The sequence below is a fragment of the Alicyclobacillus macrosporangiidus CPP55 genome (genome assembly GCF_000702485.1).
Lineage (GTDB): Bacteria > Bacillota > Bacilli > Alicyclobacillales > Alicyclobacillaceae > Alicyclobacillus_H > Alicyclobacillus_H macrosporangiidus_B.
On sequence record NZ_JNIL01000001.1, the window covers coordinates 1187332 to 1213444 of the forward strand.

General features: G+C 66.3%; 20 protein-coding genes. 1 reads left to right on the top strand and 19 read right to left on the bottom strand.

Features of this window, described 5'->3' with window-relative positions; genetic code table 11:
• Positions 1-8 precede the first annotated feature (8 nt).
• The 13 genes from N687_RS0106155 to N687_RS0106215 form a co-directional block, all read right to left on the bottom strand.
• Entirely contained in the window at positions 9-1562 is a 1554-nt protein-coding gene (locus N687_RS0106155; protein WP_029421025.1) for a 2-isopropylmalate synthase, read from the bottom strand.
• Complete coding sequence (ilvC, locus tag N687_RS0106160; protein ID WP_029421026.1) at positions 1549-2577, bottom strand: ketol-acid reductoisomerase; 1029 nt, start codon at positions 2575-2577, stop codon at positions 1549-1551. The genes N687_RS0106155 and ilvC overlap by 14 nt, the downstream gene beginning before the upstream one ends.
• 105 nt (positions 2578-2682) lie before the next feature.
• Positions 2683-3213 (bottom strand): acetolactate synthase small subunit, encoded by a 531-nt coding sequence (ilvN, locus tag N687_RS0106165; RefSeq protein ID WP_029421027.1) that lies wholly within the window; start codon positions 3211-3213, stop codon positions 2683-2685.
• Entirely contained in the window at positions 3210-4934 is a 1725-nt protein-coding gene (gene ilvB, locus N687_RS0106170) for an acetolactate synthase large subunit (RefSeq protein WP_029421028.1), read from the bottom strand. The genes ilvN and ilvB overlap by 4 nt, the downstream gene beginning before the upstream one ends.
• 44 nt (positions 4935-4978) lie before the next feature.
• The gene (ilvD, locus tag N687_RS0106175) at positions 4979-6646 is read right to left on the bottom strand and encodes a dihydroxy-acid dehydratase (protein WP_029421029.1); all 1668 of its coding nucleotides are present in this window, start codon (positions 6644-6646) and stop codon (positions 4979-4981) included.
• A 128-nt stretch (positions 6647-6774) separates the two neighbouring features.
• On the bottom strand, positions 6775-7680 hold the full coding sequence (gene ilvE, locus N687_RS0106180) for a branched-chain-amino-acid transaminase (protein WP_269320487.1): 906 nt from the start codon (positions 7678-7680) through the stop codon (positions 6775-6777).
• 325 nt (positions 7681-8005) lie between these two features.
• Positions 8006-11674 carry an AAA family ATPase gene (locus N687_RS25085; RefSeq protein WP_029421031.1) on the bottom strand — a complete coding sequence of 1223 codons (3669 nt, stop codon included), beginning with the start codon at positions 11672-11674 and terminating at the stop codon, positions 8006-8008.
• Complete coding sequence (locus N687_RS0106190; RefSeq protein ID WP_029421032.1) at positions 11671-12924, bottom strand: exonuclease SbcCD subunit D; 1254 nt, start codon at positions 12922-12924, stop codon at positions 11671-11673. Before N687_RS0106190 ends, N687_RS25085 begins: the two co-directional genes overlap by 4 nt.
• A 110-nt stretch (positions 12925-13034) precedes the next feature.
• Complete coding sequence (locus N687_RS0106195; RefSeq protein ID WP_029421033.1) at positions 13035-13733, bottom strand: LutC/YkgG family protein; 699 nt, start codon at positions 13731-13733, stop codon at positions 13035-13037.
• Positions 13730-15241, bottom strand: a complete 1512-nt coding sequence (locus tag N687_RS0106200) for a LutB/LldF family L-lactate oxidation iron-sulfur protein (RefSeq protein ID WP_029421034.1) — start codon at positions 15239-15241, stop codon at positions 13730-13732. The genes N687_RS0106195 and N687_RS0106200 overlap by 4 nt, the downstream gene beginning before the upstream one ends.
• A complete protein-coding gene (locus tag N687_RS0106205; RefSeq protein WP_029421035.1) occupies positions 15241-15984 on the bottom strand; it encodes a (Fe-S)-binding protein in 744 nt (247 codons plus the stop codon). Before N687_RS0106205 ends, N687_RS0106200 begins: the two co-directional genes overlap by 1 nt.
• Positions 15985-16091: 107 nt before the next feature.
• Positions 16092-16874, bottom strand: a complete 783-nt coding sequence (locus tag N687_RS0106210; RefSeq protein WP_029421036.1) for an HpcH/HpaI aldolase family protein — start codon at positions 16872-16874, stop codon at positions 16092-16094.
• A 117-nt stretch (positions 16875-16991) separates the two neighbouring features.
• A complete protein-coding gene (locus tag N687_RS0106215) occupies positions 16992-18320 on the bottom strand; it encodes an MFS transporter (RefSeq protein WP_051662999.1) in 1329 nt (442 codons plus the stop codon).
• A 176-nt stretch (positions 18321-18496) separates the two neighbouring features.
• Between N687_RS0106215 and N687_RS0106220 the strand changes: the two genes are divergently transcribed.
• On the top strand, positions 18497-19684 hold the full coding sequence (locus N687_RS0106220; protein ID WP_035462079.1) for a pyridoxal phosphate-dependent aminotransferase: 1188 nt from the start codon (positions 18497-18499) through the stop codon (positions 19682-19684).
• Positions 19685-19738: 54 nt separating this feature from the next.
• On the opposite strand, the gene N687_RS0106225 is transcribed toward N687_RS0106220, so the two are convergent.
• From N687_RS0106225 to N687_RS0106250, 6 genes are all read right to left on the bottom strand, one after another.
• On the bottom strand, positions 19739-20470 hold the full coding sequence (locus N687_RS0106225; RefSeq protein ID WP_029421039.1) for an SDR family NAD(P)-dependent oxidoreductase: 732 nt from the start codon (positions 20468-20470) through the stop codon (positions 19739-19741).
• Between the two features lie 103 nt (positions 20471-20573).
• On the bottom strand, positions 20574-21767 hold the full coding sequence (locus N687_RS0106230) for an ABC transporter substrate-binding protein (protein ID WP_051663000.1): 1194 nt from the start codon (positions 21765-21767) through the stop codon (positions 20574-20576).
• Positions 21768-21850: 83 nt separating this feature from the next.
• Positions 21851-22762: a dihydrodipicolinate synthase family protein gene (locus tag N687_RS0106235; RefSeq protein ID WP_029421041.1), complete on the bottom strand. Its 912-nt coding sequence runs from the start codon at positions 22760-22762 to the stop codon at positions 21851-21853.
• On the bottom strand, positions 22762-23538 hold the full coding sequence (locus N687_RS0106240; RefSeq protein ID WP_051663001.1) for an HpcH/HpaI aldolase family protein: 777 nt from the start codon (positions 23536-23538) through the stop codon (positions 22762-22764). The genes N687_RS0106235 and N687_RS0106240 overlap by 1 nt, the downstream gene beginning before the upstream one ends.
• Before the next feature lie 5 nt (positions 23539-23543).
• Positions 23544-25244, bottom strand: coding sequence for a dihydroxy-acid dehydratase (gene ilvD / locus N687_RS0106245; RefSeq protein ID WP_231493411.1), 1701 nt, complete (start codon positions 25242-25244; stop codon positions 23544-23546).
• Positions 25237-25935, bottom strand: coding sequence for a GntR family transcriptional regulator (locus tag N687_RS0106250; RefSeq protein ID WP_051663002.1), 699 nt, complete (start codon positions 25933-25935; stop codon positions 25237-25239). Before N687_RS0106250 ends, ilvD (N687_RS0106245) begins: the two co-directional genes overlap by 8 nt.
• Positions 25936-26113: the final 178 nt, after the last annotated feature.

The window sequence follows — 26113 nt, forward strand, 5'->3', positions numbered from 1 at the left end:
GTTCCTCCTCAAGCGGTCGGTGACGCGGATGCCGCGACCTTGTCCTCCACCCGTTCCTTCAGCGCGGCGCGGTTGATGGCGTCCAAGAACGCCTTCGCTGAAGCGGACAGCACATCGTTGTCAATGCCTCGGCCGCTGCTCGTCACGCCGCGGTACTGCACCTTCACGTACACCTCCGCCAGGGCATCCTGCCCGCCCGTGGTGGACTGGATGCGGTAGTCGATCAACTGCACCGGCTCGCCGAGGATGCGCTCGATGGTGTTGTAGATCGCCTCGACGCTGCCGTTGCCGGTCGCCGCCTCGCGCACCACGGTGCCATCCGGCCGGCGGATGCCGAGGGTCGTGGTGGAGATGGAATCCTGGCCGTAGAAGACGTTGAGGAACTCCAACTCGTACCGGGAGGACATCGCCTCGTTGGACGACTCGAGAGCCAGCGCCAGGATGTCGTCGTCCGTGATCTCCTTCTTCTTCCCAGTCAGATCCTTGAAGGCCCGGAAGAGGCGATTGAACTCCTGCTCATCCAGCTGCAGCCCGAGCTCCTTGCACTTCTCCCGCAGAGCGTGGCGGCCGGAATGTTTTCCGATGGCCATGACGTTGGACGTCAAGCCGATCATCTCCGGACGGATGATCTCGTAGGTGAGCGGGTTTTTCAGCACGCCATCCTGGTGGATGCCCGACTCGTGGGCGAAGGCATTCGCGCCGACCACGGCTTTGTTGGGCGGGACGACCATTCCCGTCAGCTTGCTGACCAGGCGGCTGGTGCGAATGGTCTGCTCTAAGTGCAGGCCTGTCTCCGCTTGGAAATAGTCCTTGCGGATGGCGAGGGCCACCGCGACCTCCTCCAGGGACGTGTTGCCCGCGCGCTCGCCGATGCCGTTGACCGTGACTTCCACCTGGGACACACCCGCCTGGATGGCCGACAGGGTGTTGATGACCGCCATCCCGAGGTCGTCGTGGCAGTGGGCGGACAGCTTAACGCGGTCGATGTTTGGCACGTGCTCCCGCACATAGCGGAAGAGGTTTCCGTATTCCTCCGGCGTCGTGTATCCCACCGTATCCGGCAGGTTGATCACCGTCGCGCCCGCTTCGATCACCCGCGTGATGAGCTTCACGAGGAAATCCCAGTCGCTTCGCGTCGCGTCCTCCGCCGACCACTCCACGTCCGCGCAGAACCGCTTCGCATACCGCACCGCCGCCACCGCCGTCTCCAGGGTCTCATCCGGCGTGAGGTTCAGCTTGTGTTTCATGTGGATGGGAGAGGTGGCGATGAACACGTGGATGCGGGGAGACGCGGCCTCGCGCAGGGCGTCGCGCACCGCGTCGATGTCGCGCTCCGTCGATCGCGCCAGGCCCGCGATGGTGCAGGTTTTGACCTGCCGGGCGATCAGTTGCACCGCCTCGAAATCCCCGCGCGAGGAAGCCGGGAACCCCGCCTCGATCACGTCGACGCCGTAGCGCGCCAACTGATGCGCGATCTCCAGCTTTTCGTGGATGTGCAGATTGACCCCGGCCGACTGCTCCCCATCCCGCAGCGTCGTGTCGAAGATCTCAATTTTGCGCACCTACGACCACTCTCCTCGAGCTCGATTTTCGCTGGATGAACGGCATCTTCTCCCGCAGCTCGCGGCCGACCACCTCGAGCGGGTGTTCGTTCTCGCGCCGGTTGATGGCGTTGAACATCGGACGGCCGACCTGGTTCTCTAGGATCCACCCCTTGGCAAAGGCGCCCGACTGGATGTCCTCGAGGATGCGCTGCATCTCCTTCTTTGTCTCCTCCGTCACGACGCGCGGGCCGGAGATGAAATCGCCCCATTGGGCCGTGTCGGAACACGAGTAGCGCATGTACGCCAGGCCACCCTCGTAGATGAGATCGACGATCAACTTCATCTCGTGAAGGCACTCGAAGTAGGCGATCTCGGGCTGGTACCCAGCGTTCACGAGTGTCTCGAAGCCCGCCTTGATGAGCGAAGACAGGCCGCCGCACAGCACCGCCTGCTCGCCGAACAGGTCGGTCTCGGTCTCCTCTTTGAACGTCGTCTCAATGACTGCCGCGCGCCCGGCGCCGATGGCCTTCGCGTACGCCAAGGACAGCTCCTTCGCCCGTCCGGTGGCGTCCTGATGGACGGCGATCAGCGCCGGCACGCCGCCGCCTTCCTCATACACGCGGCGCACCAGGTGCCCCGGGCCCTTCGGCGCCACCATGAAGACGTCGACGTCGCTCGGCGGCACAATCTGCGTGAAGTGGATGTTGAAGCCGTGCGCGAACGCGATCGCCTTGCCGGGCGCCAGGCCGGGTTCAATCTCATCGCGGTACACCGCCGGCTGTTTCTCGTCCGGCAGCAGCACCATGATGACGTCCGCCAGATTGGCGGCGTCCGCCACTGAGTACACCTCGAAGCCATCCTCGGCCGCCTGGTCCCAGGAGCGGCCCTTGCGCAGACCGACGATGACTTCGATACCGCTGTCGCGCAAGTTCTGCGCGTGAGCGTGGCCTTGCGACCCGTAGCCGATGATCGCCACCCGCTTGCCGCGAAGCGCGTCGAGCGTGATGTCCTTGTCAAAGTACATGTTCGCCATAGGGATTCCTCCTCGGTGCCACTTCTTGGACCGCCCGCTCTGCGGTCCGACCTGGGATGATCAACCGCATCCCGGACAAGATGGCGTGGCGTGTGGTATGGATTCTCAAATAGACAGAACGCGGTTGCGGTACGGCCGCGGAGCTTCCGATGCCACATCGTTGCCGCGCACGAAGGCCGTGAGGCCAGTGCGGGCCAGCTCCTTGATGCCGTACGGATGCAGCAGGAAGATCAGGGCATCCACCTTCTCCGGGCTGCCCACCGCCTGGATGGTGACCGTGTCGCGGCTTACGTCGATGATGGAAGCGCGAAAAGGTTCAATCAGCGCGGTCAGCTCGGAACGGGTCTGCAGCGGGCTGTTCACCCGGATGAGGACCAGTTCGCGGGCGACGATCGGCAGGTCGGTGATGTCCGACACCTTTAAGACGTCAATCTGCTTGTGCAGCTGTTTGATGACCTGCTCAGCCGTGCGTTCATCGTCCACGTCGAGCACGATGGTCATCCGCGACTGACCCTCCGTCTCCGACGTTCCGACCGTCAGGCTCTGGATGTTGAATCCGCGGCGCAGAAACAGGCCGGTGATGCGGTTGAGCACGCCGGAACGGTTGTTGACGACCACGGAGAGAATGCGGTTCACGGCGTCACCCCCACCATTTCGTGCAGTCCCTTGCCCGGCGGCACCATCGGGTACACGTTCTCGCCGGGCGTCACCCAGCAGTCCACCAACACCGGCCCCGGTTCCGCCAGAGCGCGACGCAGCACTTCGCTGGCTTCCGAAGGGTTCTTCGCCCTGTACCCAGGGATCTGATAGGCTTCCGCCAATTTCACCAGATCCGGGAGATTCGGAATGATGGAGTGCGCATAGCGCCCCTGGTAGAACAACTCCTGCCACTGGCGCACCATGCCGAGCGCCTGATTATTGACGATGATGACTTTCACCGGCAGGTTGTACTCCTTGAGCAGAGCCAGCTCCTGCATCGTCATCTGGAACCCGCCGTCGCCGAGCACCGCCACCACCAGTGCGTCCGGACGTCCCAACTGCGCCCCGATGGCCGCCGGCAATCCGAAACCCATGGTCCCGAGCCCGCCCGAGGTGACCCACCGGTGCGGCTGCTCCAGGGGGTAGTACTGGGCCGCCCACATCTGGTGCTGCCCGACATCCGTCACGACGATGGCGCCGCCGCGGGTAATTTCGTGGATCATCTGGATCAACCGCTGCGGCTTCAACTCTTGGTCGCTGTCGTGGTACCAGAACGGGCGCTGGCGTTTGGCTTCGCCGAGCTCCGCCAGCCACTCGGCGGCGTCCCCTGGCTCCGGCCCCTCCTCGAGCAACATCTTCAACGCCTCGCCCGCGTCGCCCACCACCGGGATGTCCGTCGGCACGTTCTTCCCGATCTCGGCGGGATCGATGTCAATATGCGCGACCGTCGCGGACTTTGCGAAATGCTCCAGATTGCCCGTCAAGCGATCGTCAAAACGAGCGCCGATGTTGATCAACAGATCCGCCTCGTACAGTGCCTTGTTGGCGGCGTACGATCCGTGCATTCCGCCCATCCCGAGGAACAACGGGTGGCTCGCGGGGAAACTGCCCAGTCCCAGCAGGGTATTGACCACCGGCAGCTGCGCCCGCTCGGCGAATTCACGGAGCAGGTCCTGGGCGCGCGCGTGCAGCACGCCGGCCCCCGCCAGCAGCACCGGTTTCCGGGCCGCGCGGATGGCGTCCAGCACTTTGCGGATCTGCATGCGATGCGGGATCACCGTCGGCTGATACCCGGGCAAACGCACCTCCGCCTGGTCATCAAACCAGCCCATCGCGTTGGAGACATCCTTCGGAATGTCCACCAGCACCGGCCCTGGCCTTCCGGTCGTCGCAATGTGAAACGCCTCCCGGATGATGCGGGGGAGCTCCGACACGTCGCGCACTTGGTAGTTGTGCTTCGTTATCGGCATCGTGATGCCGATGATGGATGCCTCTTGAAACGCATCACTGCCGATGACCTGCGTGGCCACCTGGCCGGTGAACACGACCAACGGCAGCGAATCCAGCATGGCGTCGGCGATCCCGGTGACCAAGTTGGTCGCCCCCGGTCCCGACGTGGCGATGACCACGCCCGGCTTTCCAGTGACCCGGGCGTATCCCTCGGCCGCATGGATGCAGCCCTGCTCGTGGCGGGCAAGGATGTGCGGGATCCCCCCGTCGTAGAGCGCGTCGTAAATCGTCAACACGGCTCCGCCGGGATAGCCGAAGATGACTTCGACCCCCTCCCGCTTCAGAGCTTCGACGAGCATCCGGGATCCGTTCATCAACGGTTTCACCGAGGTGCAGGCCTTTGCCGATGGTTTCAGATCGACACCCATACAACTCCCCTCCTCATCCAGAGTTGCGCGCCGGTCCCGGCGCGTCAGACCTTTAAAATGCCGCCTGTGTTCGCGGAGGTCACCAGTTTTTGATAGCGGGCCAAGTAGCCGCTCTTCACCTTCGGCTCCGGCGGCTGCCAGGCCGCCCGCCGGCGCGCCAGTTCCTCCTCCGGGAGCAGGACATCGATCCGCCGGCTGGGCAGGTCGATCACGACGCGATCCCCGTTTTCCAGTAGTGCCAGAGGCCCACCCTCGGCCGCCTCCGGGGAGATGTGTCCTACGGCGATCCCGCGCGAGGCGCCGGAGAACCGCCCGTCGGTGATGAGGGCCACCTTCGTCCCCAGCCCGCGGCCGACGATGGACGACGTCGGGGCCAACATCTCCGGCATGCCCGGTCCGCCCTTCGGGCCCTCGTACCGGATCACCACCACGTGACCCTCTCGCACCTCGCCGCTCTCGATGCCCCGCTGGGCCTCCTCCTGCGAGTTGTAGATGATGGCCTCGCCTTCAAAGCGCCGAATCGAAGGATCGACCGCGCCGACTTTGATGACCGCCCCGTCCGGGGCCAGGTTGCCGTACAGGATGGACAGGCCCCCAACCGGGCTGTAGGGATTTTCCTTGCGGCGGATGACCCGCTCGTCGAGGATCTCCGCGTCCGCCACATTTTCCGCGAGGGTCTTTCCGGTGACGGTGATGCGGTCGCCGTGGAGCAGCCCCGGGATGGAGAGCAGCTCCTTGATGATGGCGCTGATCCCGCCGGCGCGGTGCACATCCTGGATGGAGTACTCGGAAGCCGGGCTGATCTTGGCGAGGTACGGCACCCGTTCTGCCACCTGATTGATGCGCTGCAGGTCGTACTCGATGCCTGCCTCGTTCGCGATGGCCAGCAGGTGCAGCACGGTGTTGGTCGAGCCGCCCATCGCCATGTCGAGCGCGAACGCGTCGTCAATCGCCTCGGCGGTGATGATGTCGCGCGGCCGGATATCCTGTTGCACCATGCGGATCAAGTGCTTCGCTGCGTCGAGGATGAGCTGGTAGCGGTCTTTCGAGGTCGCGACGATGGTCCCGTTGCCCGGAAGGGCGATTCCGAGCATCTCCATGATGCAGTTCATCGAGTTCGCGGTGAACATGCCGGAACACGATCCGCAGGTCGGACAGGCCAGCGTCTCCAGCTCCTGCAGGTCCTCCGCCGAGATGTGCCCCGCCTGGTAGGCGCCCACGCCCTCGAACACGGACGACAGAGACAGCGTCCTTCCACTGCGGGATCGCCCGGCCTCCATCGGGCCGCCGGAGACGAACACCGCCGGCACGTTCGTCCGCACCGCAGCCATCAGCATCCCCGGGGTGATCTTGTCGCAGTTCGGGATGTAGAACACACCGTCAAACCAGTGAGCGTTGATCATCGTCTCGGCCGAGTCAGCGATGAGCTCACGGCTCGGCAGAGAGTAGCGCATCCCGATGTGGCCCATCGCGATGCCGTCGTCCACGCCGATGGTGTTGAACTCAAACGGGATGCCGCCCGCCTCCCGAATGGCTTCCTTGACCATCTTGCCCATCTCCTGCAGATGGACGTGGCCCGGCACGATGTCCACGTAGGAGTTGCACACGCCGATGAACGGTTTGGACAGATCGGAGGGCTTCACGCCCGTCGCGTACAAGAGGCTGCGGTGGGGGGCGCGATCGACCCCTTTCTTAATCATGTCGCTGCGCATGAGTACCTGGTCCCGCCTTTCTCGTGTGGTGCCGGGCCTTTTGCTCCGCTTCACCGCGTGGCGAGCCGCTTCGCAAAAGGCCCGACACCTTTCATTTCGCTACCTTCACGTCATCTGCCCCAAGCGCTTCAGGACACCGGCTGCCGTTCCGGGTACACCTTGACGCCGTCCGTCACGGCGCGATTGCGGAACTCGGCCAACAACTCATGGGTGATGGCGCCCGGTTTTCCGTCGCCAATCACGCGGCCGTCCACCTTGACGACGGGGACGATCTCGGCCGCCGTCCCGGTGAGGAACACCTCATCCGCGGTGTACACGTCGTGGCGGGTGAACGGCTCTTCTTTCACGACATAACCCAGCTCGCGGGCGATCTCGATGATGGCGTTCCGCGTGATGCCCTCGAGGGCTCCGAGATACGCGGGCGGCGTCCACAGGACGCGGTTGCGCGCGATGAAGATGTTGTCCCCGGAGCACTCGGCGACATAGCCCTCCGTGTTGAGCGTCAGGGCCTCGCCGGCCCCAGCCAAATTGGCTTCGAGGCGGATGAGGATGTTGTTCAGGTAGTTCAGCGACTTCACTTTCGGATTGAGGATGTCCGAACGGTTGCGGCGGGTGGCGACAGTCACCACTTCCATCCCGCGTTCATAGAATTCTTTCGGATACAGAGCCAATTGTTCCGCGATCACGATGACGTTCGGCTCCTTGCAACTCGCCGGGTCCAGGCCCAGGTTTCCGACGCCCCGCGAGACGACCAAGCGGATGTATGCGTTCTCGAGGTTGTTCTTCCGGACGGTGTCCACTACGATTTTTTCCATCTCTTCCATGGAATAAGGAATGGTGAGGAGAATCGCTTGCGCGGAGTCGTAGAGTCGGACGAGGTGTTCCCGAAGCCGGTAGATGTTTCCGTCGTACGCGCGAATACCTTCAAAGATACCGTCGCCGTACAGAAAACCGTGGTCATAGACGGAAACTTTTGCGTCCTCTTTGGTCACGAACGCCCCATTCATGAAGATCCACTGCGTCGTCTGCGTCACCGTTTCCACACTCCCAAGTCGTGTTCGTTCCCCGCCACAGTGCCGTTTCTACGAAAAATGTCCGAATGTTCCAAAGACAGGCGTTTGCCGGGTACAATCCCGCCGCCCGTCCGATTGGAACCCTTCGAACGCTCGCGAGTGTAGCAAAAGCTGTGGTTTGTTCGTGATTGTAAGTCGGTTTCAAAAGCATGTCAATGTACGAATGAGCCTTCTGACCGAATGTAAGCGATTACGAGATTTTTTCGTAAACGCTTACTTTCTTGCCAGGCTTGGGAATCGTCAGACTTCGAAAATTTTTTGCGCCACCCGCCCGAACGGCGGGCGGTTACGCCCGCTCGATCCGCAGGCGTGTCCCACGCCCGGCGGGTTCGGCGGGCTCCACCAACAACCGCCGCTGCATCCGCTGGCGCAGTTCGGGCACGTGGCTGATCACCCCGATGGTCATCCGCTCGACGCGCAACCGCTCCAGCGTAGAGAGCACGACGTCCAGGAGGTCCGGATCGAGCGTCCCGAACCCCTCGTCGAGGAAGAAGAATTCGAGCGGGTAACGCCCCCGCAGTTGGATGTGTGCAGACAGCGACAGCGCCAGAGCCAGCGAGGTCACGAACGTCTCGCCGCCGGAGAGGGTCGACACCGGGCGCGTGACACCGCCGTTGTGATGATCCTGGATGACGAACGACCCGTCCGCGCCCAAAGCGAGGCCATACCGGCCGCGGGTCAGCTGGCTCAGACGCTCGGAGGCGGTGCGCACCACCCACTGCAGCTGCTCCTGCGCCACAAACTCGACGAAGGCGTTGCCCCGCACCAGGTCGCGCAGCACCGCAAGGCGATCCGCCTCCGCTGCGCGCGCCCGCAATGCCTCCTCGACACGCCGCCACTGGGCGTGGCGTGCCTCGACCTCGCGGAGGCTGTCGCGCGCCGCCCCCTCCTCCGCGATCGCCGCCCGCCAGGCCCTCTCGGCCTCGTCCCGCTGCGCCTGGACCGCCGCCCACTCCGCGGCGGACAGGTGCCGTCCGCAGAGCTTCCGCAGGATCCGTTCCCGTTCCAGGGCCAGTTGGTCCCGCTCCCGAACGAATCCCTCGATGGCTTCCCGCAGCGAGGCTTTCTCCGCAGCATCCAGGCGGGCGTCCACGGCCTCCTGGGGCGTGGCGAATCCGTGATCGGCCAGTTGCTTCGCCAGGTCGGCCTCGGCCCCGGACCGCTCCTCTTCCGCGGTCCGGAGCCGTCCCTCGAGTTCCGCCAGCCGGCGGGCCGTCTGCTCGCAGGACGCGCTCGCCGAAGCATGGCGCTGTTCGGCCTGCGCCACCGCCTCCGCGAGCGCCTGGAGACGCCCCTCCGCATCCGCCAAAGCGTCCGCCGCCGGCTGGTCGCCCGCTGCGCGGCGCACGCGCTCCTGCCGGTCGCGGATGGAATCCGACAACGCGCGGGCTTCCGCCTGTCTGGACGCCAACTGGGGCTCCAGCTCAGCGACGGTCTTCACCCACTGTTCCACCTGACGCTGCACCGGTTCCAGAGCGGCCCGGAGGTCGTCCAGGCGGCGCGCCCACTGTTCGGCTTCTTGGTCCTGCTGCGCAACCCGGACCATCACCTGCTTCACCCACGCCGCCGCCGCGCGCGGGTCCGCCCCGGTGACGGCCACCGCATCGCGCAGGGGAGGTATCCTGTCCTGCATCGCCTGCAGGGACCGCACGGCGTCCCATAGCGCCTGAGACTGGGCACGCAGCGCCTCTGCCGCCTCCCGCGCCACCGCCGCAGCCGCCGCCTCCTCCCGTGTCGCCGCTGCCAGCGCTGCCTCGGCAGCCGCCTCCAACCGCTGCGCCGCCGACCACCGCTCACGGGCCTCCGTCTGGACGCGTTGGGCCTCTCCTTGCCTCTCCCGCCACGCGTTCCACACCGCTCTCGCCTGCGCCGCCGCCTCGGCGCAGCGCTCAGCGCACTGCATCAGCGCCGCGGATGACGCTGCGTCCTTCAGCTCCGGCCAGCGTTCCCGCAGCGCCTGCCACAGGCGCTCCAGGTCGCCCTGGGCTTCTGCCCAGTCCGCCTGCCGCTGCTCGTACAGACGCTCCGCGGCCGCGTATTCGATCCGCCGCGCCTCCAGGGCTTCGACGGCCCTTTCGCAGGCCGCCGCGGCCTCGGCATACGCCGCCTGGGCGGAAGCCCGCCGTCCGTCCGGCACATCGTCCGGGTGGCGAGCCGGACTGGGGTGGTGCAACGACCCGCAGACGGGACACGGGACTCCGTCCGCCAGCCGCGCCGCCATCACCGCGGCCCACCGCTGCTCGTCCAGTTGTACCAAGCTCTGCAGCACCTGCTCCGCCTCGGCGCGCGCGGCAGCCGCCTGAGCAGCCCCCGCCTCCGCCTGGGCCAGGAGCGCCGCGGCCGCCGCCCGCGCCGCCTGGGCCTCTCGCAGTTCCCGGTTCCGGCGCGACAGTTGCCGCTCCGCCGCCTCAATCCGCCCGGCCCACGCCTCCCACTCGGCGCGCTGCACCTCCAGGCGCTGCACCTGGGTTTCGTCCACGGGCGGCGCCTCTTGCTCCGCCGTTTGGCACGCGGCCCACGCCGCCTCAGCCTCCCGGGCGGCGGCCGCCGCCTGCCCTGCGCGCGCCTCGGCTTGGCGCAAGGCCGTGCGCCGCTCCTTCCAGCCTTTGTCTGCGTCCGCCCAGGCCCGCGCTGCGGAAGCCCATGCATCGGTCGCCAGAGCGGCGCGCTGCAATGCCTGTCGCCCGTCCGCAGGCAGACTCCGCGCCCGCACCGCGGCCTCCGCCTCCGCGATGTCCGCCTGGATCCGGCGCATCTGTCCCTCGGCTGCGGCCAGTGCCGTCTGCGCCGCGGACCGCCTGTTCTCGAGCGCCGCGATGGTGGCGCGGATCGAATCCCACTGGGCGCGAAGTGCCTCGGTCTCCCGTTCCACCTCGACCAGCTCGCGCAGCTGCTCGCGGTGGGCGGCGAGACGGGGTCCCTCGGTGTCCAACCGCGATCGAGACGCCTGAAGCACCGCCTTGGCCTCGGCGACCCCCTGCTGCAGCGCCTCCAACTCCGCAGCGAGGCGGGACTTCTCACCGTCGATTTCCGCCACTTGGCGCTCGGCCCTGCGGAGGCGTTCCAGCGCCGGCTGGACCGCGTCCGCACGTTCGGCCCGTGCCAACCGGTCCCGGTCCCTGCGCATGCGATCCTCTCGTTCCGCCAACTCCGCCTGCCGCGCCTCCACACGTGCGAGATCCTCCTGCGCGGCCCAGACCTGCCCCGCCTCCTCGAAGGCCTTCTGGGCGGCCCGAAGGGCGGCTTCCGCAGCTCGCGCAGCCCCTTCCGCCTCTTCCAGGCGCCGCCTGGCCCCCGCCACGGCGTCGTCCGACGCATCGCCGAGCCCCTGCAGCTCAGCCAACAGGGCGCGCCACTCTGCTTCTGCCTCGTCCGCCCGTTGGCGCACCCGCTGCGCCAGGCGTCCGCCGAAGCGCTCCAGCCCGAACAACCGCTCCAGCATCCGGTTGCGCTCGCCGCCCGACAGCTGCAGAAACTCGGCGAACTTCCCCTGTGGTAGGACCACCGCGCGCGTGAAATCGGTGAGGTCGAGGCCCAGGATGTGCTTGATGTGCTGCGTGACCTCCTGTTTGGTGTCGGCGATCACGGCGGCCGGCTCTCCGTCTTCCAACAGCGTCAACCGGCTGCCCGCGTGCAGCACCGACGCCCCCTCGCCCCGCCGGTACGTCCGTTCGACCCGGTAGCGGCGCCGGTCCGCCCCGTTCGCCCCGACCTCGAACTCGAACAACACGGACAACCGGCGCTCCGCGTGATTGAGAATGCCCTGGGTGTTGTTGGCGGCGCGCTGCACGTCGCCGTACAGCGCCAGCGTGATGGCGTCCAGGAGGGTCGACTTTCCGCTTCCGGTGGGCCCGAAGATGCCGAACATGCCCGTGTCGCACAGCGCTTCGAACGGGACCTCCTGGCGCTCCCGGTAGCTGTGCATGCCTTCGATGCACAGGCGGATGGGCTTCATCCCGCCACCTCCTCGCCCAGCGCCTCCCAGTCGTCCTCCGCCGAGGCTTCCGCCAACAGCTCGAGGAACAGTTGGACCAGCGCATCGTCCGGTGGCGCGCCGTGCCGTCTTTCGAAAAAGCGCCTGAACAGCTGGTCGGGCGGCAGGGCACCGGTGGCCCGTACGGCGGCCGCTTCCTGTTCCGGCAAGACGGGCCGGATGTGGACAAAGCCGGGGTGGAGGCTGCGGAGCATCTGCGTCTCCTGCAACGACAGCGGTTCGCGAAGGTGCAGCTCCAAATCGATCCACGCCTGTGCGTCCCGGCCTTCCTCCACCCATCGGATCACCTGGGGTACGCCATCCTCCGCGATCCAACGCACCAACGGCCGTCCGCACCCGAGGGCCACCTGGCCTAGCTGGATCGGCCGGCCGGGGGCAGCGTCCAGGATCACCACGGATTTGGTCTGCCCCGCCTCCGAGAAGCTGTACGCGAGGGGCGATCCGCTGTACCGCGCCGGCACCGGGCTTCCTGCCACCGCCTGCGGCCGGTGCAGGTGGCCCAGGGCGACGTATTGGGCGTCCTCCGGGAAGGCGAGCGGATCGACCGCGTACGCGCCGCCGACCTGAATCTGGATCTCCGAATCCGACTCCAGGCCCCCCTGTACATACAGGTGGCTCATGGCGATGTTGACCGTATCCGGCCGAAAGCGGCGGGACAGCGCGCGAAACCAGGCGGCCACCCGCTCACTGTAGCCGCGGCGCAGGTCCGCCTCGTCCAACCCGTCGGCCAGCACCTCGTTCAAACGTGCCTCAGACGGGTACGGCAGCGCGGCCACCACCAACGGTGCATCGCTGCCTGGAAGGGCCAGCTCGAGCCAAGAAGGACCACCCGCCACGCGCGCGACCTTGCCTGGGCCGCCCGTGGCCGGCGAGATGGGCGTTTTGGGCAGGCCGATGAGCGTCACTCCGACCACCTCTGCAATCGGCGCGGCAGCCGCCAACCGTTCCGGATTGTCGTGGTTCCCGGCGATCACCACCACCGCCCGCCGGCCTCCGTCGGCCAACCGGTGCAGCGCTTCGTAAAACAGGGCCTCCGCCTGCGCGCTCGGGTTGACCGTTTGATACACGTCCCCGGCCATCAACACGGCGTCGATCCGTTCGTCATCGCACAACCGGCACAGCTCGTCCACAAACTCCGCCTGCTCCGGCAGCCGATCCCGGCCCTCCAGGGTCTTCCCGAAGTGCCAATCGGCGGTGTGGAGAATGCGCATCCACATCCCTCCCGTCCCTGTTCCATCCGACTTATAGGGTACACAGGCGCGCACAGGAGCCTGGAGCGCGGCGAAAGGCATCAGGCCGGGCTGGGAGGCGGCAGGCAATCCTAGAGCGCCTCGCCCTGGTCCTGCCAGAGCAGCGCGTACACCGCGGCGGGGCCGTGGATGCCCACCGTCCCGTCCCCCTCAATGTCGGAGGAGCGGCTCGGGCCTGTGATGAAGTTGACGGACGAGGGGACGCCCGCGCGATCGGCGGCGACCTGCGCCAGCGCCTCGCCGAGCCGCGTGTACAGCCGGCTCACCGGGACCAAGGCGATGTGCACCGGCGGCAGGAGGCTGACCGATCGGCCCTGCTGCGGCGAAGTTACCACACCGATGGTCCCCGTGTCGGCCACCGCGAAGGCGCACCCCGTGATGCCGACGTCCACCTGGGCGAACCGTTCCACCACCTGACGTCGGTCCGCGTCCGGTCCCGTCCACTGGACGACGTCGTAGCCGCTGAGCACGTCCTCCAGCCCGTGCTCCGCCACCCACTCCGGTCCCCAGGTGCCCACGCGAGCCGGGGCCAGCTGTGTGAGCAGCTCACGAAGCCCTTGACGTAACCCCTCCAGGCTGTCGAAGGCGCGCGCGTGGCCGCCCAGTTTCTCCAACTCCGTGATGAATTTGTCGATCCGCTCGGGCAAAGGCAACGTATAAGCCTGCCAGAATTCCGGCGCACCGATCGTTTCGCGCGGCGGCGCCTCGGCCAGGGGCGTGGACCGGCCCAGCCGCGCGGCGATCCGCTGCAGAAAGTCGGCCTCGTTCACCGCTCGCCCCCTCCTTTGCCACCGTCCTCCGCCGGAGATGAATCCGCCAGCCGCCCTTCCACGCCAGCCGCCTCCCGATCCAGCGCCCGCTCTTCCAATTCGGGCGCCAAGCGTTTCCACCGCTCGCGGAACGGCGCGGGATCGAGCGCGGGCGCATGGCGGCTGTGCGTCCAGCCGAACAGCGGTCCGAACGTCGACTCGATGAACCCCTGCCGGACGAAGGGCCTCTGGGCGGTACGCGCCAGGCGCATCACGAAGCGGTAGCGGCCGGGGCTGGAAAAGACCTGACGAAAGCCTCGGAACGCCAGCCGTTCGACCGGCTTCACCCGTCCCTCGCGGACATTTCGCCGGCGCAACCGTACCAGCATGTCGTGCAGCGGGATCTTGACGGGGCACGCCTCGTAGCACGCCCCGCAGAGGCTGGAGGCGTACGGGAGATCGGCGTACTCCGGCCCCTGATTGAGCAACGGCGTCAGGACCGCGCCTATCGGCCCAGAGTACACCGCCCCGTACGCGTGCCCGCCGATCTGCCGGTACACGGGACACACATTCAGACACGCGCCGCATCGGATGCAGTGCAGAACCTCCTGAAAGTCGGGATCGCCCAGCTGAGACGACCGGTTGTTGTCGAGAATGACGACGTGCAGTTCGTCCGGTCCGTCCAGCTCGCCGGGGCGGCGCGGCCCCGTGATCATGCTCATGTACGCCGTCAGCTTCTGGCCCGTGCCCGCCCGCGGCAGGAGATTGGCCATCACCTCCAGGTCGGCGAAGGTCGGCAGCAGGCGCTCCATCCCCATCATCACGATGTGCACGGGCGGCAGCGTCGTCACCATGCGGCCGTTTCCCTCATTCGTGAACAGCACGACCGTTCCCGACTCCGCAATCCCGAAGTTGCACCCGGTGATGCCGATGTCGGCGTTTAAAAACTTCTCCCGCAGCTGCCGCCGGGCGAAGCCCGCCAAGGACGGGGTGTCCGTGCCGAGCCCCTCGCCGCCAGCCCGCGTGAACAGATCGCGGATCTGCTCCCGGTTCTTGTGAATGGCCGGCGCGATGATGTGAGACGGCCCCTCGCCCGCCAGCTGAATGATGTACTCGCCGAGGTCCGTCTCCACCACCTCAGCCCCCAGGGCCTCCAGATGGCGGTTGATGTGCACCTCTTCCGAGACCATCGACTTGGATTTCACAATCAACTTGGCCTGTTTCTCCTCGACGATCCCGCTGACGATGCGGGCCGCCTCTGCCGCGTCGGCGGCGAAGTACACCTTGCCGCCGCGGGCGCGGACCTGGTCGGCGAACTGCTTGAGATAGTAATCCAGGTGCGCCACCGTGTGCGCCCGGATCCGCCGGCCCTGTTCGCGCCAATCCTCCCAGCGCCCGAGTTCTTCGGACGCCTTCAACTTGTTGTTCTTGAGCCGGGCGGTGGTGAAGCGAACCGCCTTGCGCAAGAATTCATCCTGCAGCGCGTGGTGTGCCCGCTCCATGACGGTTGTGCGACGCCCATCCTCCATCACACCACGACCTTTCCAATCCGCATGCCTTCATACAACAGCTGCGCCAGGTGCAGCACCCGCACCGGCCTTCCCTGATGGCGCAGCCGGCCGCCGATATTCATCAGGCAACCCATGTCGGTGCCGACCAGGACCTCTGCACCGGTCTCCAGGACGTGTTCGACCTTCTCATCCACCATCGCCGTGGAGACCTCGTGCATCTTGACGGCGAAAGTCCCCCCGAAGCCGCAGCAGTCGCTGGCGCCCGGGAGATCGACCAACTCCAGGTCGCGCACGCGGCGCAGGAGCCGCACGGGTTCGTCGCGGACCCCGAGCAGGCGGGAGCCGTGGCATGACGGGTGGTAGGTGACCCGGTACGGAAACCGGGCGCCGAGATCCTCGACTCCCAAGACGTTCACCAGGAACTGCGAGAATTCGTAGGTCTTCTTGGCCAGCTCGTGGGCCCGCCAGGCCAGTGCCGGGTCATCGGCGAACAACTCTGCATAGCAGTGATGAATCATCCCCGTGCAGGAGCCGGAGGGCGACACGACGTAATCGGCGTCCAAAAAGGCGTCGAGGAGGGTCTTCGCCACCCCCCGCGCGTCGTCGGCGTAGCCGCTGTTGAACGCCGGCTGTCCGCAACAGGTCTGCCCCTCCGGGAATTCCATGTGCACGCCGTGCGCCGCGAGGATCCGCGCCATCGCCTCCCCGACGTCCGGGAAGAAGTTATCCACCAAGCACGTGATGAACAGTGCGACTTTCAAGCTCTCTGCCCCCTCGCGCCCTGGAGCCGGGCGCGCATCCCATCGTTCGGCCTTTAGTTTGAGGCATGTCCAGTGAAACTGCAACCGCCGCGCGAAGGGAACGTCGTTTATGAAATCGTTTTCCCAACAATCCCCTGCGCGGTCGCCCGCATTCTCCGCCACGACTCGGCCAACAATCCCCAGTCGGCACTGAGGGCCACCCAGGTGACCCCCCGCTCCAGCCACGCGCGCGCAGATGCCCCGTCCCGCGCGAAGATGGCCACCGGCAGATGCTGCTCGCGCACCGTTCGAATCGCCCCGCCCAGCGCCTCGGTCACCGCGGGGTGATCCATCTGCCCTGGCACTCCCAGATCGACGGACAGGTCGTAGGGGCCGAGGAACACGCCGCTCACCCCGGGGATATCGCAGTATTGGGGCAGCGCCTCAAATTGCGCCCGGGATTCCGCCATCACCCACACCTGGGTGTCGGCATTCGACTTGGCAGCGAACTCGGCACCTCCGATGCGGCCGAATCCGGCCGCCGCCACGAACGGGTTGCTCCCCCGGTGCCCCTGCGGCGGGAACTTCACCCGGTCCATCACCCGCGCGATATCCTCAGGAGACGGGGAACCAGCGACAATCACCCCGGTCAGACCGTGATCGAACACCGGCGCCAGGTGCAGGGCGTCTTCCACCGGGCAGCGTACGAACACGTCGATGCCTTGGGCCGCGTCGATGAATTGGGTCATCCGGTCCACCGGGTAGGTGCCGTGTTCGGCGTCCAACACGACGAAATCCAGGCCGGCCGCTGCAGCCACGCGGACGACGGCGGGGTCGTGACCGAGCAAGAAGGTCCCGAAGCGCCGCGTCTCGACGCCTTCTGCGTGCGGGTTTCGCTGGGTGTGTGTCATCAGGGTTCCTCCTCCATGGATCCGGGGGGCGCCGCGCCCCTGCCGCCGATGGCAGGCAAGAGCACGTGCCCCCCGATTTGTCAATCGAAATGGGGACGGGGCCGGCGGCCCCGTCGTTCAACGTACGCTCGGCGCCGACCCCAGGTGGGTCGACACGGCGTGTTCCTTGCGCAGAGACAAGACCAACAAGGTGCACACCACGAGGAACGCGGCCATCACGTACAGACCAGTCTGCGTGCTGCCGGTCACCTGCTTCACATACCCGAGGATGTAAGGGCCGACGAAGCCGCCGAGGTTGCCGACCGAGTTGACAATGGCGATGCCGACAGCAGCCGTGGCCTCCGTCAGGAACAGGTTCGGCAGTGCCCAGAAGGGTCCATAGAAAGAGTAGATGCCGAACACCCCGATGGTCAACAGAATGATGGACCCGGTGGGACTGCCCGTGGCCAAGCCCATCAACACCAACGTGACGGCCCCGATGAGCGGCGGGATGGCGGTGTGCCAACGGCGTTCGAGCGTCTGGTCGGAGTGGCGGCCGTTGGCGATCATGCCGATCGCGCCGGCGATGTACGGGATCATGCTCAACAGGCCGACCGTGGTATTCGAAAATTGTGCGGACAACGCCTTGACGATCTGCGGCAACCAGAAGTTGATCCCGTAGAACCCGGTGGTCAGGCAGAAATAGACGGCGGCGAACAGCCAGACGCGGCCATTGGTGAACACCTGACCGATGGTCAGTTTCTCCCGTTTCAGCTTCGCTTCCCGCTCTTTCTCCAACTCGGCATTGAGCCAGTCTTTCTCTTCCTGCGTCAGCCACTTGGCGCTGCTCGGGCGATCCGGGAGCAAGAACAAGGTCAGGACGCCGCAGATGACCGCCGGCAATCCCTCCAGGATGTACAGCCAGCGCCAGCTGCCCCAGCCGAGCCAATGCACATGATCGAGGATCACGCCGGAGACGGGCGCACCGATGATGTTGGATAGTGCAAGCGCTGTCATGAACAGGCCGACCGCTTTCGCTTGATCCTGCGTGCGGAACCAGTACGTGATGTAGAGAATCATGCCCGGAAAGAAACCGGCTTCCGCGACGCCGAGCAAGAACCGCAGGATGTACAGGTGCGTGACGTTTTCGACGGCCGCCGTCAACATGGCGACGATGCCCCAGGTGACGAGGATGCGTGCGATCCACACGCGTGCACCCACCCGGTGCAGGATCATGTTGCTCGGAACTTCAAAGAGAAAATAACCGATGAAGAAAATACCAGAGACGAGGCCAAACGCCGCCGAGCTGATGGCCAGCGCCTTGTTCATCGTCAGCGCCGCGTAGCTGGTGTTGGTCCGGTCGAGGAACGCGACGATGTACAGGATGATGATCCACGGGATGATGTGATTCCTTACTTTTCGCGTTGCGCTGGCCGCCACGTCATGGACGGCAGTGGCATTCGCCATACGGATACCCCCCTGTCCGGCAGTGCCGGTGATATAATACTCGAATAATAGCATGTTTTGCTGGATTTCAACCACATTGCGAAGCTTATAAAACGATTCCTGCCCCTGTGTGAGCGCATCCAACCGCGATTTCAAGCGGGCGGTCGACCGGGACGGGAGCGGGTGGAGGGATACGCTTGCGATTTGCAGAGAGAATGACGAGACTCGGCACGGAGAACGCGTTTGAGGTGTTGGCCGAGGTGACCCGCTTGCGGGCCGAAGGGCGGGAGATCATCAGCTTCGCCATCGGCGAACCGGATTTCGACACCCCCGATCACATCAAGGAGGCGTGCATCCGGGCTCTCCGGGACAATCAGACCCACTACGCGCCCTCGGCCGGTATCCCCGAGCTGCGCCAGGTCATCGCCGACCACATCCGGGATACCCGGGGGATCGCCGCCACCCCCGACGAGGTGGTCGTCACACCGGGCGCCAAACCGATTCTGTATTTCGCCATCCACGCCCTCGTGAACCCGGGGGACGAGGTGATCTACCCGAATCCGGGGTTCCCCATCTACGAGTCGGTGATCCGGTTCGTCGGAGGCACGCCGGTCCCCTTGCCGCTCGTGGAGGAACGGGACTTCGCCTTCGACGCCGAGCGCCTGCGTTCCCTGGTGACGCCGCGCACGAAGATGATCATCCTCAACAGTCCCCACAATCCAACCGGCGGTCTGCTCTCCCGCGCCGATCTGGAGGTGGTGGCGGAGCTGGCCACGGCCCATGACCTGTGGGTATTGTCGGATGAGATCTACAGCCGGATCGTCTACGACGGTCCGTTCATCAGTGTGGCGTCCCTGCCCGGTATGAAGGAGCGGACCATCCTCCTCGACGGGTTTTCAAAGACGTACGCCATGACCGGCTGGCGGCTCGGTTACGGGGTGATGCCGGCCGCGCTGGCCGAGGAAGTCGCGCGCCTGGTCACCAACTCCGCGTCGTGTGTCAACACCTTCGTCCAATACGGGGGCATCGCTGCCCTCACGGGCCCACAGGAGCCCGTCGACCGAATGGTGGCCGAGTTTCAGGCGCGCCGAAAAATGATGGTGGACGGACTCAACGCCATCCCGGGCGTCTCCTGCCGCGCCCCGGGCGGCGCTTTCTACGTGTATCCGAACGTCACCCAGGCCTGTCAACGCCTCGGCCTGGCGGACGGCCGGGCGCTGCAGCAGTACCTGTTGCACGAACACGGGGTGGCGGTGCTCCCGCGGACGGCGTTCGGGTCCCGGGCGTCGGACGAAACCGAGGAATACGTCCGCCTGTCCTACGCCACGTCGCGGGAGAACATCGAGCGCGGCCTCGCCCGCATCCAGGACGCGCTCGCGCCCTGAACCCGTGTGGAATATCTCATCCGGCGACAGGCGGGGGTTCGCGTCCCTCCGCCGTCACATGAAGCGGCCGCCGTCCACCTTGACGATCTCGCCGGTGACGAACGCGGCATTCGCCAGCGCCGCCACCACCTCGGCGACATCTTCCGGGGTGGCGGCGCGCCGCAGCGGCGTGTCCGACGCCAGGCGCTGAACGTGGTCGTCGTGCCCCTCGACCCAGCGCGTCATCACGATCCCGGGCGCCACTCCGTTGACCCGCACCTCAGGAGCCAACACGCGCGCCAAGGATTTGGTGACGCTGATGGCGGCCGCCTTCGAGGCCGCGTAGGCGATGGAACTGCCCAGGCCCGTCAGCCCGGCCACCGACACGACGTTCACCATGGCCCCGTGTGCCTGCCGCAGCGCTTCCGCCGCGGCCCGGGCGCAGTGGAACAGACCCTTGACATTCACGTCCCACACCCGATCCCAGTGCGCATCGGTCAATCCTTCCAGGTCGGCGTGGTCGACGTAGTCGGTGGTGCCGGCGTTGTTGACCAACACGTCGATGCGCCCGAAGGCCTCCATCACCTGAGTGACCATCGCACGCACCTGAAGGTCGTCCGCCACGTCCGCCCGCAGCGCCAATGCCGGCACCCCGAGCGCTTGGACCTCGGCCGCGGTCGCCTCCGCATCCGCCTCCGAACGCGAGTAATTCACCACCACGCCCATGCCCTGGCGGGCGAACGCCAAGGCGCAGGCGCGCCCAATGCCGGTGCCTCCCCCCGTGATGAGGGCGATCTTCTGTGTCAAGCTCCTCTCCTCCTCCGGCAAAATGGCTCTGTCCCCCGCCCAGAGGCCTCAAGCCACGGACGCCCGGGCCGCCGGCGGGGGACGCCTCCCGAGCACGGAGGCCTCAGGACGGGTTGGACAGGTCTACATATTTGATTTCGACAATCTTGCCGTCTTTCACCTGCACCACGTTGTATCCGTGCAGCCCGTCGCCGTGCTCGTCGAAGTTGTACACGCCCTCCGCCCCGTGGTAATCGTGGGTAGCCAGCAGTCCCTGGCGGATCTGATCCGGCGACGTTCCGTACTTCTCCATCACCTGAGCCAGGATGTTGACCGCGTCATAGGGCCAGGCGCTGTGCTGATCGGGCGGCTCATGGTATTTGGCTTCCCAGGCTTGGGCGAACGCCTTCGCTGCATCGTTGGCATCCGGTGAGAAATCCTGCACCCCGTACACGCCGTCGATCGCGCTGCCGCCCAATTGGATGGAGATCTGGCTGGCCACCGCAGGCGACCCGACCACCGGCATCTTGAACCCAAGCTGCCTGTATTGGCGCAACAACTGCGCCGCGTCCTCGGCGTTCGTCATGTACAGCGCCACCACCTCCGGTTTGGCGTTGGCCACATGCTCGAGGAACGGCGTGAAGTCTTTGGTGGACGTCTGATACCCCTCATCCGCCACCACGATCGCGCCCATCTTCTGCAGGTTGGCTTTCAACAGCTGGTCACCGGCCGATCCGAAGTCGTCCGTGTCGTGGATGATCGCCACCTTGTTGAGCTTCATGGTGTGCACAATCCAATCCGCCATCACCTGGGACGCGTAGTTGTCATTCGGCCGGAAGCGGAACACCCACGGGTTGCCGACCTGTGTCAGCTTCGGGCTGGTGCCGCCGATCAGCGTGGGGATCTGCGCCCGTTGGATGTACGGCTCCGTCGCCTGCACGATGGTGCTCTTGATGGACCCGATGACGACAGAGATGTCCGGATCCGAGAACAGCTTCTGAATCGCCGCGACGCCCGCTTGGTTGGTGCCCTGGTCGTCCTCCACGACCAGCGTCAGCTTCTTGCCGTTCACGCCCCCCTTGGCGTTGATCTGGTCGATCGCCAATTGAGCGCCGTCCCGTTCAAATTTCCCGTTGAGGGCGTCGCTCCCGGTCAAGCCGGTCTCCATCCCGATCTTGATCACGCCGCCGCTTCCCCCGCTGCTCCCTCCCCCGCTGTTGCCGGCGGGTGCGTTCGCCGCCTGACTGCCGCACGCGCTCACCCCGACCATCAGGGCCAGGGCTGCCAGACCAGTCCCCCATCGCTGCCAACGACGCATCCAAGACTCCCCCTTTTTCACACTCTAAAACGCAATTTTCTGATTCCATCCATCCGAACACCCGCCTGGGCGCCCGGCCGCCGTCAGGACGGCTGCCCGCGCCAGGTGGCCACGATCCGCGCCACTTCGGCTCGATCCCGCTCGCCCAGCGGCGCCACCGGCTCGCGGGTCACCCCGCCGTCGAGCCCGGCCGCGCGCATCGCCTCCTTCACGACCACCACGTTGTTTCCGTTGTCGTACTTGGCCCGCAGGTTCTCAAACGGGACCACCTCCTGCCATAGCCGCCACACCGCGGCCGAATCCCCCGCCTGCAGCGCCGCCAGCATCGCCAGCGACTTGTCCGGCGCCACGTTCACCAGGCCGGACGTGAATCCCGTCGCGCCAGCGGCGAAGAAGAAGGGCGCCCACTTCTCGGCCGTGCCACACACCCAGGACAGCCCGCGCTCCGCCGGCACCCGGCGCACCGCCGCGGCGAACCGGGGCAGGTCGTTGATGGCGTACTTCACGCCCGCCAGCCGTTCGTGCTCTGCGAGCCGCTCGAGCACCCCGTCTCCCAAAGCCGGGTCTTTGAAATACAGCACCGCCGACAGCCCGGCGCCGTCCAGGATTCGCTCGCAGTAGCGGACGAACCCGTCCTCCGTGACATACGGGTGGATGGGCTGGTGGATCATCACGCAGTCCGCACCCGCATCGGCAGCCGAATGCGCCAACGCAATGGCCGTCGGCACCGCGTACCCGACCCCGGCGACCACGAGCGCGCGCCCGTCCACCCGGCGGGCGACGTGCGCCGTCACCGCCCTGGCCTCCTCCAGGGTCAGCGCGTAAAACTCGCCTGTGTTGCCGCATGTGACGATGACCGACACGCCCGCGGCGAGCAGGTGGTCGATGTTCGCATCGAGCAGGTCCCAGCGAATGGCCCCGGTGGCGTCGTCAAACGGCGTCACATGGATGGCGCACACCGTCTGCAACCGCCGGGCGATCTCCCTGCTGTCCATCACCGCGCACCCCCTTCCCGGGCACCGTGGATATATCCCGCAAACGCCCCGTTGATCAACGCCGTCCACGTGGTCCCCACATAATCCGCGCCCCAGCGCAGCCGATCGCGAGCCGCCGCAGCGTCCTTGACGTGGATACCGACCTTGACGCCATGCCGACGGCCGGACGCGAGGACGGCGTCGATGGCCTCGAGCACCCGCGGGGCGTCGGTGCGCCCCCCGCAACCGAGGGAGACCGACAGATCCGTCGGGCCGATGTACGCCACGTCCAACCCCGGCACCGTGAGGATTTCGTCGATCCGCTCGAGCGCTCGCTCCGTCTCGATGTGCACGGCGATGGAGGTCTCCCGGTTGGCTTCCTCCAGGTACCCGTCCACGGGTACGGTACCGAAGCGCGCCGCGCGGATGGAGAACGCGGCCCCCCGCCGCCCCAGCGGCGGGTACTTGACCGCCTCCACCACGCGCTCCGCCTCCTCGCGGCTGTTGACCTGAGGCACGTGCAGGCCGTGCGCCCCCCGGTCAAGCGCTTTCAAAATCTCCGCGGGCTCACCCGACACCACGCGGACCACCGGTGTCACCCCAGCGTTCTCCGCGACCGCACACAGCACTTCCAGCTGTTCGTGAGTGAATGTCCCGTGCTCGTTGTCGAGCACCACCGCGTCGAACCCCGCGTAGGCCGCCATCTCCACCAACGCAGCGGAGGGCGCGCCGATAAAGAGGCTGAGCGGCGGTGCTGCGACGGGATCGTACAGTTTGCGTTTGAAATGGTTCTTCACCCGTGTCACCTCCCCGCCGCAACCGGTGGCCGCAGGACGGCGCCCTTGTCGGCCGAGGAGACCAACGCCGCGTAGCGGGCCAACACACCCGACTGAATCTTGGGCGGCTTCGGCACCCAGCCCTGGCGGCGTCGCGCGAGCACCTCCGGATCGACCAACAGGTCAATGCGGCGCTCCTCGATGTCGATGGCGATGAGGTCCCCGTCTTCCACCAGCGCAATCGTCCCGCCGGCCGCCGCCTCGGGAGACACATGGCCGACGCAGGGCCCGCGCGTCGCCCCGGAGAACCGCCCGTCTGTCACCAGCGCCACCCGGTCGCCGAGGCCCATGCCCATGAGTACAGCGGTGGCCGCCAGCATCTCACGCATCCCAGGCCCTCCTTTGGGCCCTTCGTAGCGGATGACGACCACGTCCCCCGCCTGAATGCGCCCCTCCCGCATGGCCTGGATGGCGTCCTCCTGGCTGTCGAACACCTTCGCGGGCCCGGTGTGCCTGCGCATCGCCGGGACCACAGCGCTCTGCTTGACCACGCACCCGTCGGGCGCGAGGCTGCCCTTCAAGATGGCGAGGCTCCCCTGCGGTGCGTACGCGTTCGCGATGGGCCGGATCACGTTCGGGTTGCGGTTCTCCACGTCCGCCACCGACTCGGCCAGGGTGTTTCCGAGGGCGGTCTTCTCCTCCATGTGCAAGAGCGGCGCCAGTTCCTTGAGGATGACGGGCACCCCGCCTGCCTGCTCGACGTCCCACAGGGTGTGCGGACCGGACGGTTTCGCCTTGATGATCAAGGGCGTCGTGCGGCTGGCCCGCTCGAAATCGTCCGGCGTGATCGACAACCCCTGTTCGGCCGCGATGGCCGGAATGTGCAACAGGGCGTTGGTCGATCCCCCGACCGCCATCGCCACCCGCACAGCGTTCTCGAAGGAGCGCTGGGTGATGATGTCGAGCGGCTTGAGATCCTCACGCACCATCTCGACAATGCGCCGGCCGCTCCAGCGGGCGATGTACGCCTTGTTTTCGGCCACGGCATGGGCGGTGGCGCACCCCGGCAGCGCTGCGCCCAGCACCTCAGCGACGATGGCCATGGTGTTCGCTGTGCCCATCATCGCGCACGATCCCGGCCCGTTGGTGACGTTCTGCTCCATCTCCTCGAACTGCTCAGGTGTCATCTTCCCCGCCAGGACCTGGCCCGCCGCCTCGCGGATCTCATAGATGGCCTTGCTCTCCCCGTTGTACTTTCCGGGCATCATCGGTCCGCCCGTCACCAGAAGGGCCGGTATATTCAGACGATACAAAGCCATAAGCATCCCAGGAATGATCTTGTCGCAGCTTCCCAGCATCACCAGACCGTCGAGGCGCTGCGCCTGCACCATGATCTCGATGGAGTCGGCGATGCACTCGCGGCTCGGCAGCACGTAGTACATCCCGTCGTGCCCCTGGGTGATCCCGTCGCACAGGGCGATGACCCCGAACTCAAATGGGTACCCGCCCGCTTCCTCGACGCCCTTGGCCACCAGTTCCGCCAGTCCGTTCAGATGCACATGCCCGGCGTGCATGGCGTTGTACGAGTTGGCGATGCCGATGAACGGTTTGGAAAAGTCGCTCTTCTTCAACCCCGCCGACTTCAGCAAGGCCCGCTGGCCGCCGCGCATGTACCCTTCTGTCACCTCGCGGCTGCGCCAGGGCTTGCCTGTCCCCTGTTCACTCACTTGGGTTCTCTCCCTCCTTGGAGTCGGTCAGCACATGATGCACCGCGCGCAGGATGTGCGACCGCATGCGCGCCTCCGCCAAATCCGGATCGCGCGCCCGGATGGCTTCAAACACCTTCCGGTGTTCTTCGAAACCCGCGCTCACCTCCTCGTCATCCTGCAGGGCCCGGCGCCGGAAGGCGCGGTCCACCGCCGCCACCTGCGACAGGGTGCTGGCCAGCACCGCATTGCCAGCGGCCTCCCGCACCAATTCGTGAAAGCGGGTGTTGGCAGCGGCAAGCCGTTCCCTGTCGGGGTGGTGCGTGAGGCGCTCCATTTCGCGCAGTTGTGCCTCCATCTGCGCCAACTGATCCCCGGTCGCCTTCTCCGCCGCCCATCGCGCCGCCAGGCTCTCCAAATAGGCGCGCATCCAGTTGATCTCCCGGAGCGACGTATTGACCGCAGGGGAAACGTAGGTCCCGCGCCGCGGCACGGTCTGGACGAGGCCGATGTGCTCCAACACCCGCAGGGCTTCCTTGACCGGCGTGGTGCTGATGCCCATCGCCTCGGCCAGTTCGCGCTCCTTGAGGTGTTGGCCAGGGGCGAACCGCCCGCTGACGATGGCGTCCCGGATGAACTCCAGGGCCAACTCGCGAAGAGACTTGACTTGTTCCACCTGCCGTGCCCAGTCGCGCTCCCCGTCGTATCGCATCTGCACCCTCCCCTGTCCGGCGCCCTGCGGATGTCCGCCGACCGCGCCATCCTTGCATGCACGTCAAGCGGAACCTCTGATATATCAGATATTATATTCGAATCACCGCCAGAATGCATAGCGCTCAAAACAAAAAAAGCCGGCGCCCCATTTCTGGAACGCCGGCCCGGACCCTCTC

What these genes read in the sequence shown, in the direction of transcription:
- ilvC (WP_029421026.1), bottom strand. Translation starts at nt 2,577, where the DNA reads ATGGCGAACATGTACTTTGACAAGGACATCACGCTCGACGCGCTTCGC.
- ilvB (WP_029421028.1), bottom strand. Translation starts at nt 4,934, where the DNA reads ATGGGTGTCGATCTGAAACCATCGGCAAAGGCCTGCACCTCGGTGAAA.
- ilvD (WP_029421029.1), bottom strand. Translation starts at nt 6,646, where the DNA reads ATGCGCAGCGACATGATTAAGAAAGGGGTCGATCGCGCCCCCCACCGC.
- N687_RS25085 (WP_029421031.1), bottom strand. Translation starts at nt 11,674, where the DNA reads ATGAAGCCCATCCGCCTGTGCATCGAAGGCATGCACAGCTACCGGGAG.
- N687_RS0106190 (WP_029421032.1), bottom strand. Translation starts at nt 12,924, where the DNA reads ATGCGCATTCTCCACACCGCCGATTGGCACTTCGGGAAGACCCTGGAG.
- N687_RS0106200 (WP_029421034.1), bottom strand. Translation starts at nt 15,241, where the DNA reads ATGGAGGATGGGCGTCGCACAACCGTCATGGAGCGGGCACACCACGCG.
- N687_RS0106210 (WP_029421036.1), bottom strand. Translation starts at nt 16,874, where the DNA reads ATGACACACACCCAGCGAAACCCGCACGCAGAAGGCGTCGAGACGCGG.
- N687_RS0106215 (WP_051662999.1), bottom strand. Translation starts at nt 18,320, where the DNA reads ATGGCGAATGCCACTGCCGTCCATGACGTGGCGGCCAGCGCAACGCGA.
- N687_RS0106230 (WP_051663000.1), bottom strand. Translation starts at nt 21,767, where the DNA reads ATGCGTCGTTGGCAGCGATGGGGGACTGGTCTGGCAGCCCTGGCCCTG.
- N687_RS0106235 (WP_029421041.1), bottom strand. Translation starts at nt 22,762, where the DNA reads ATGGACAGCAGGGAGATCGCCCGGCGGTTGCAGACGGTGTGCGCCATC.
- N687_RS0106250 (WP_051663002.1), bottom strand. Translation starts at nt 25,935, where the DNA reads ATGCGATACGACGGGGAGCGCGACTGGGCACGGCAGGTGGAACAAGTC.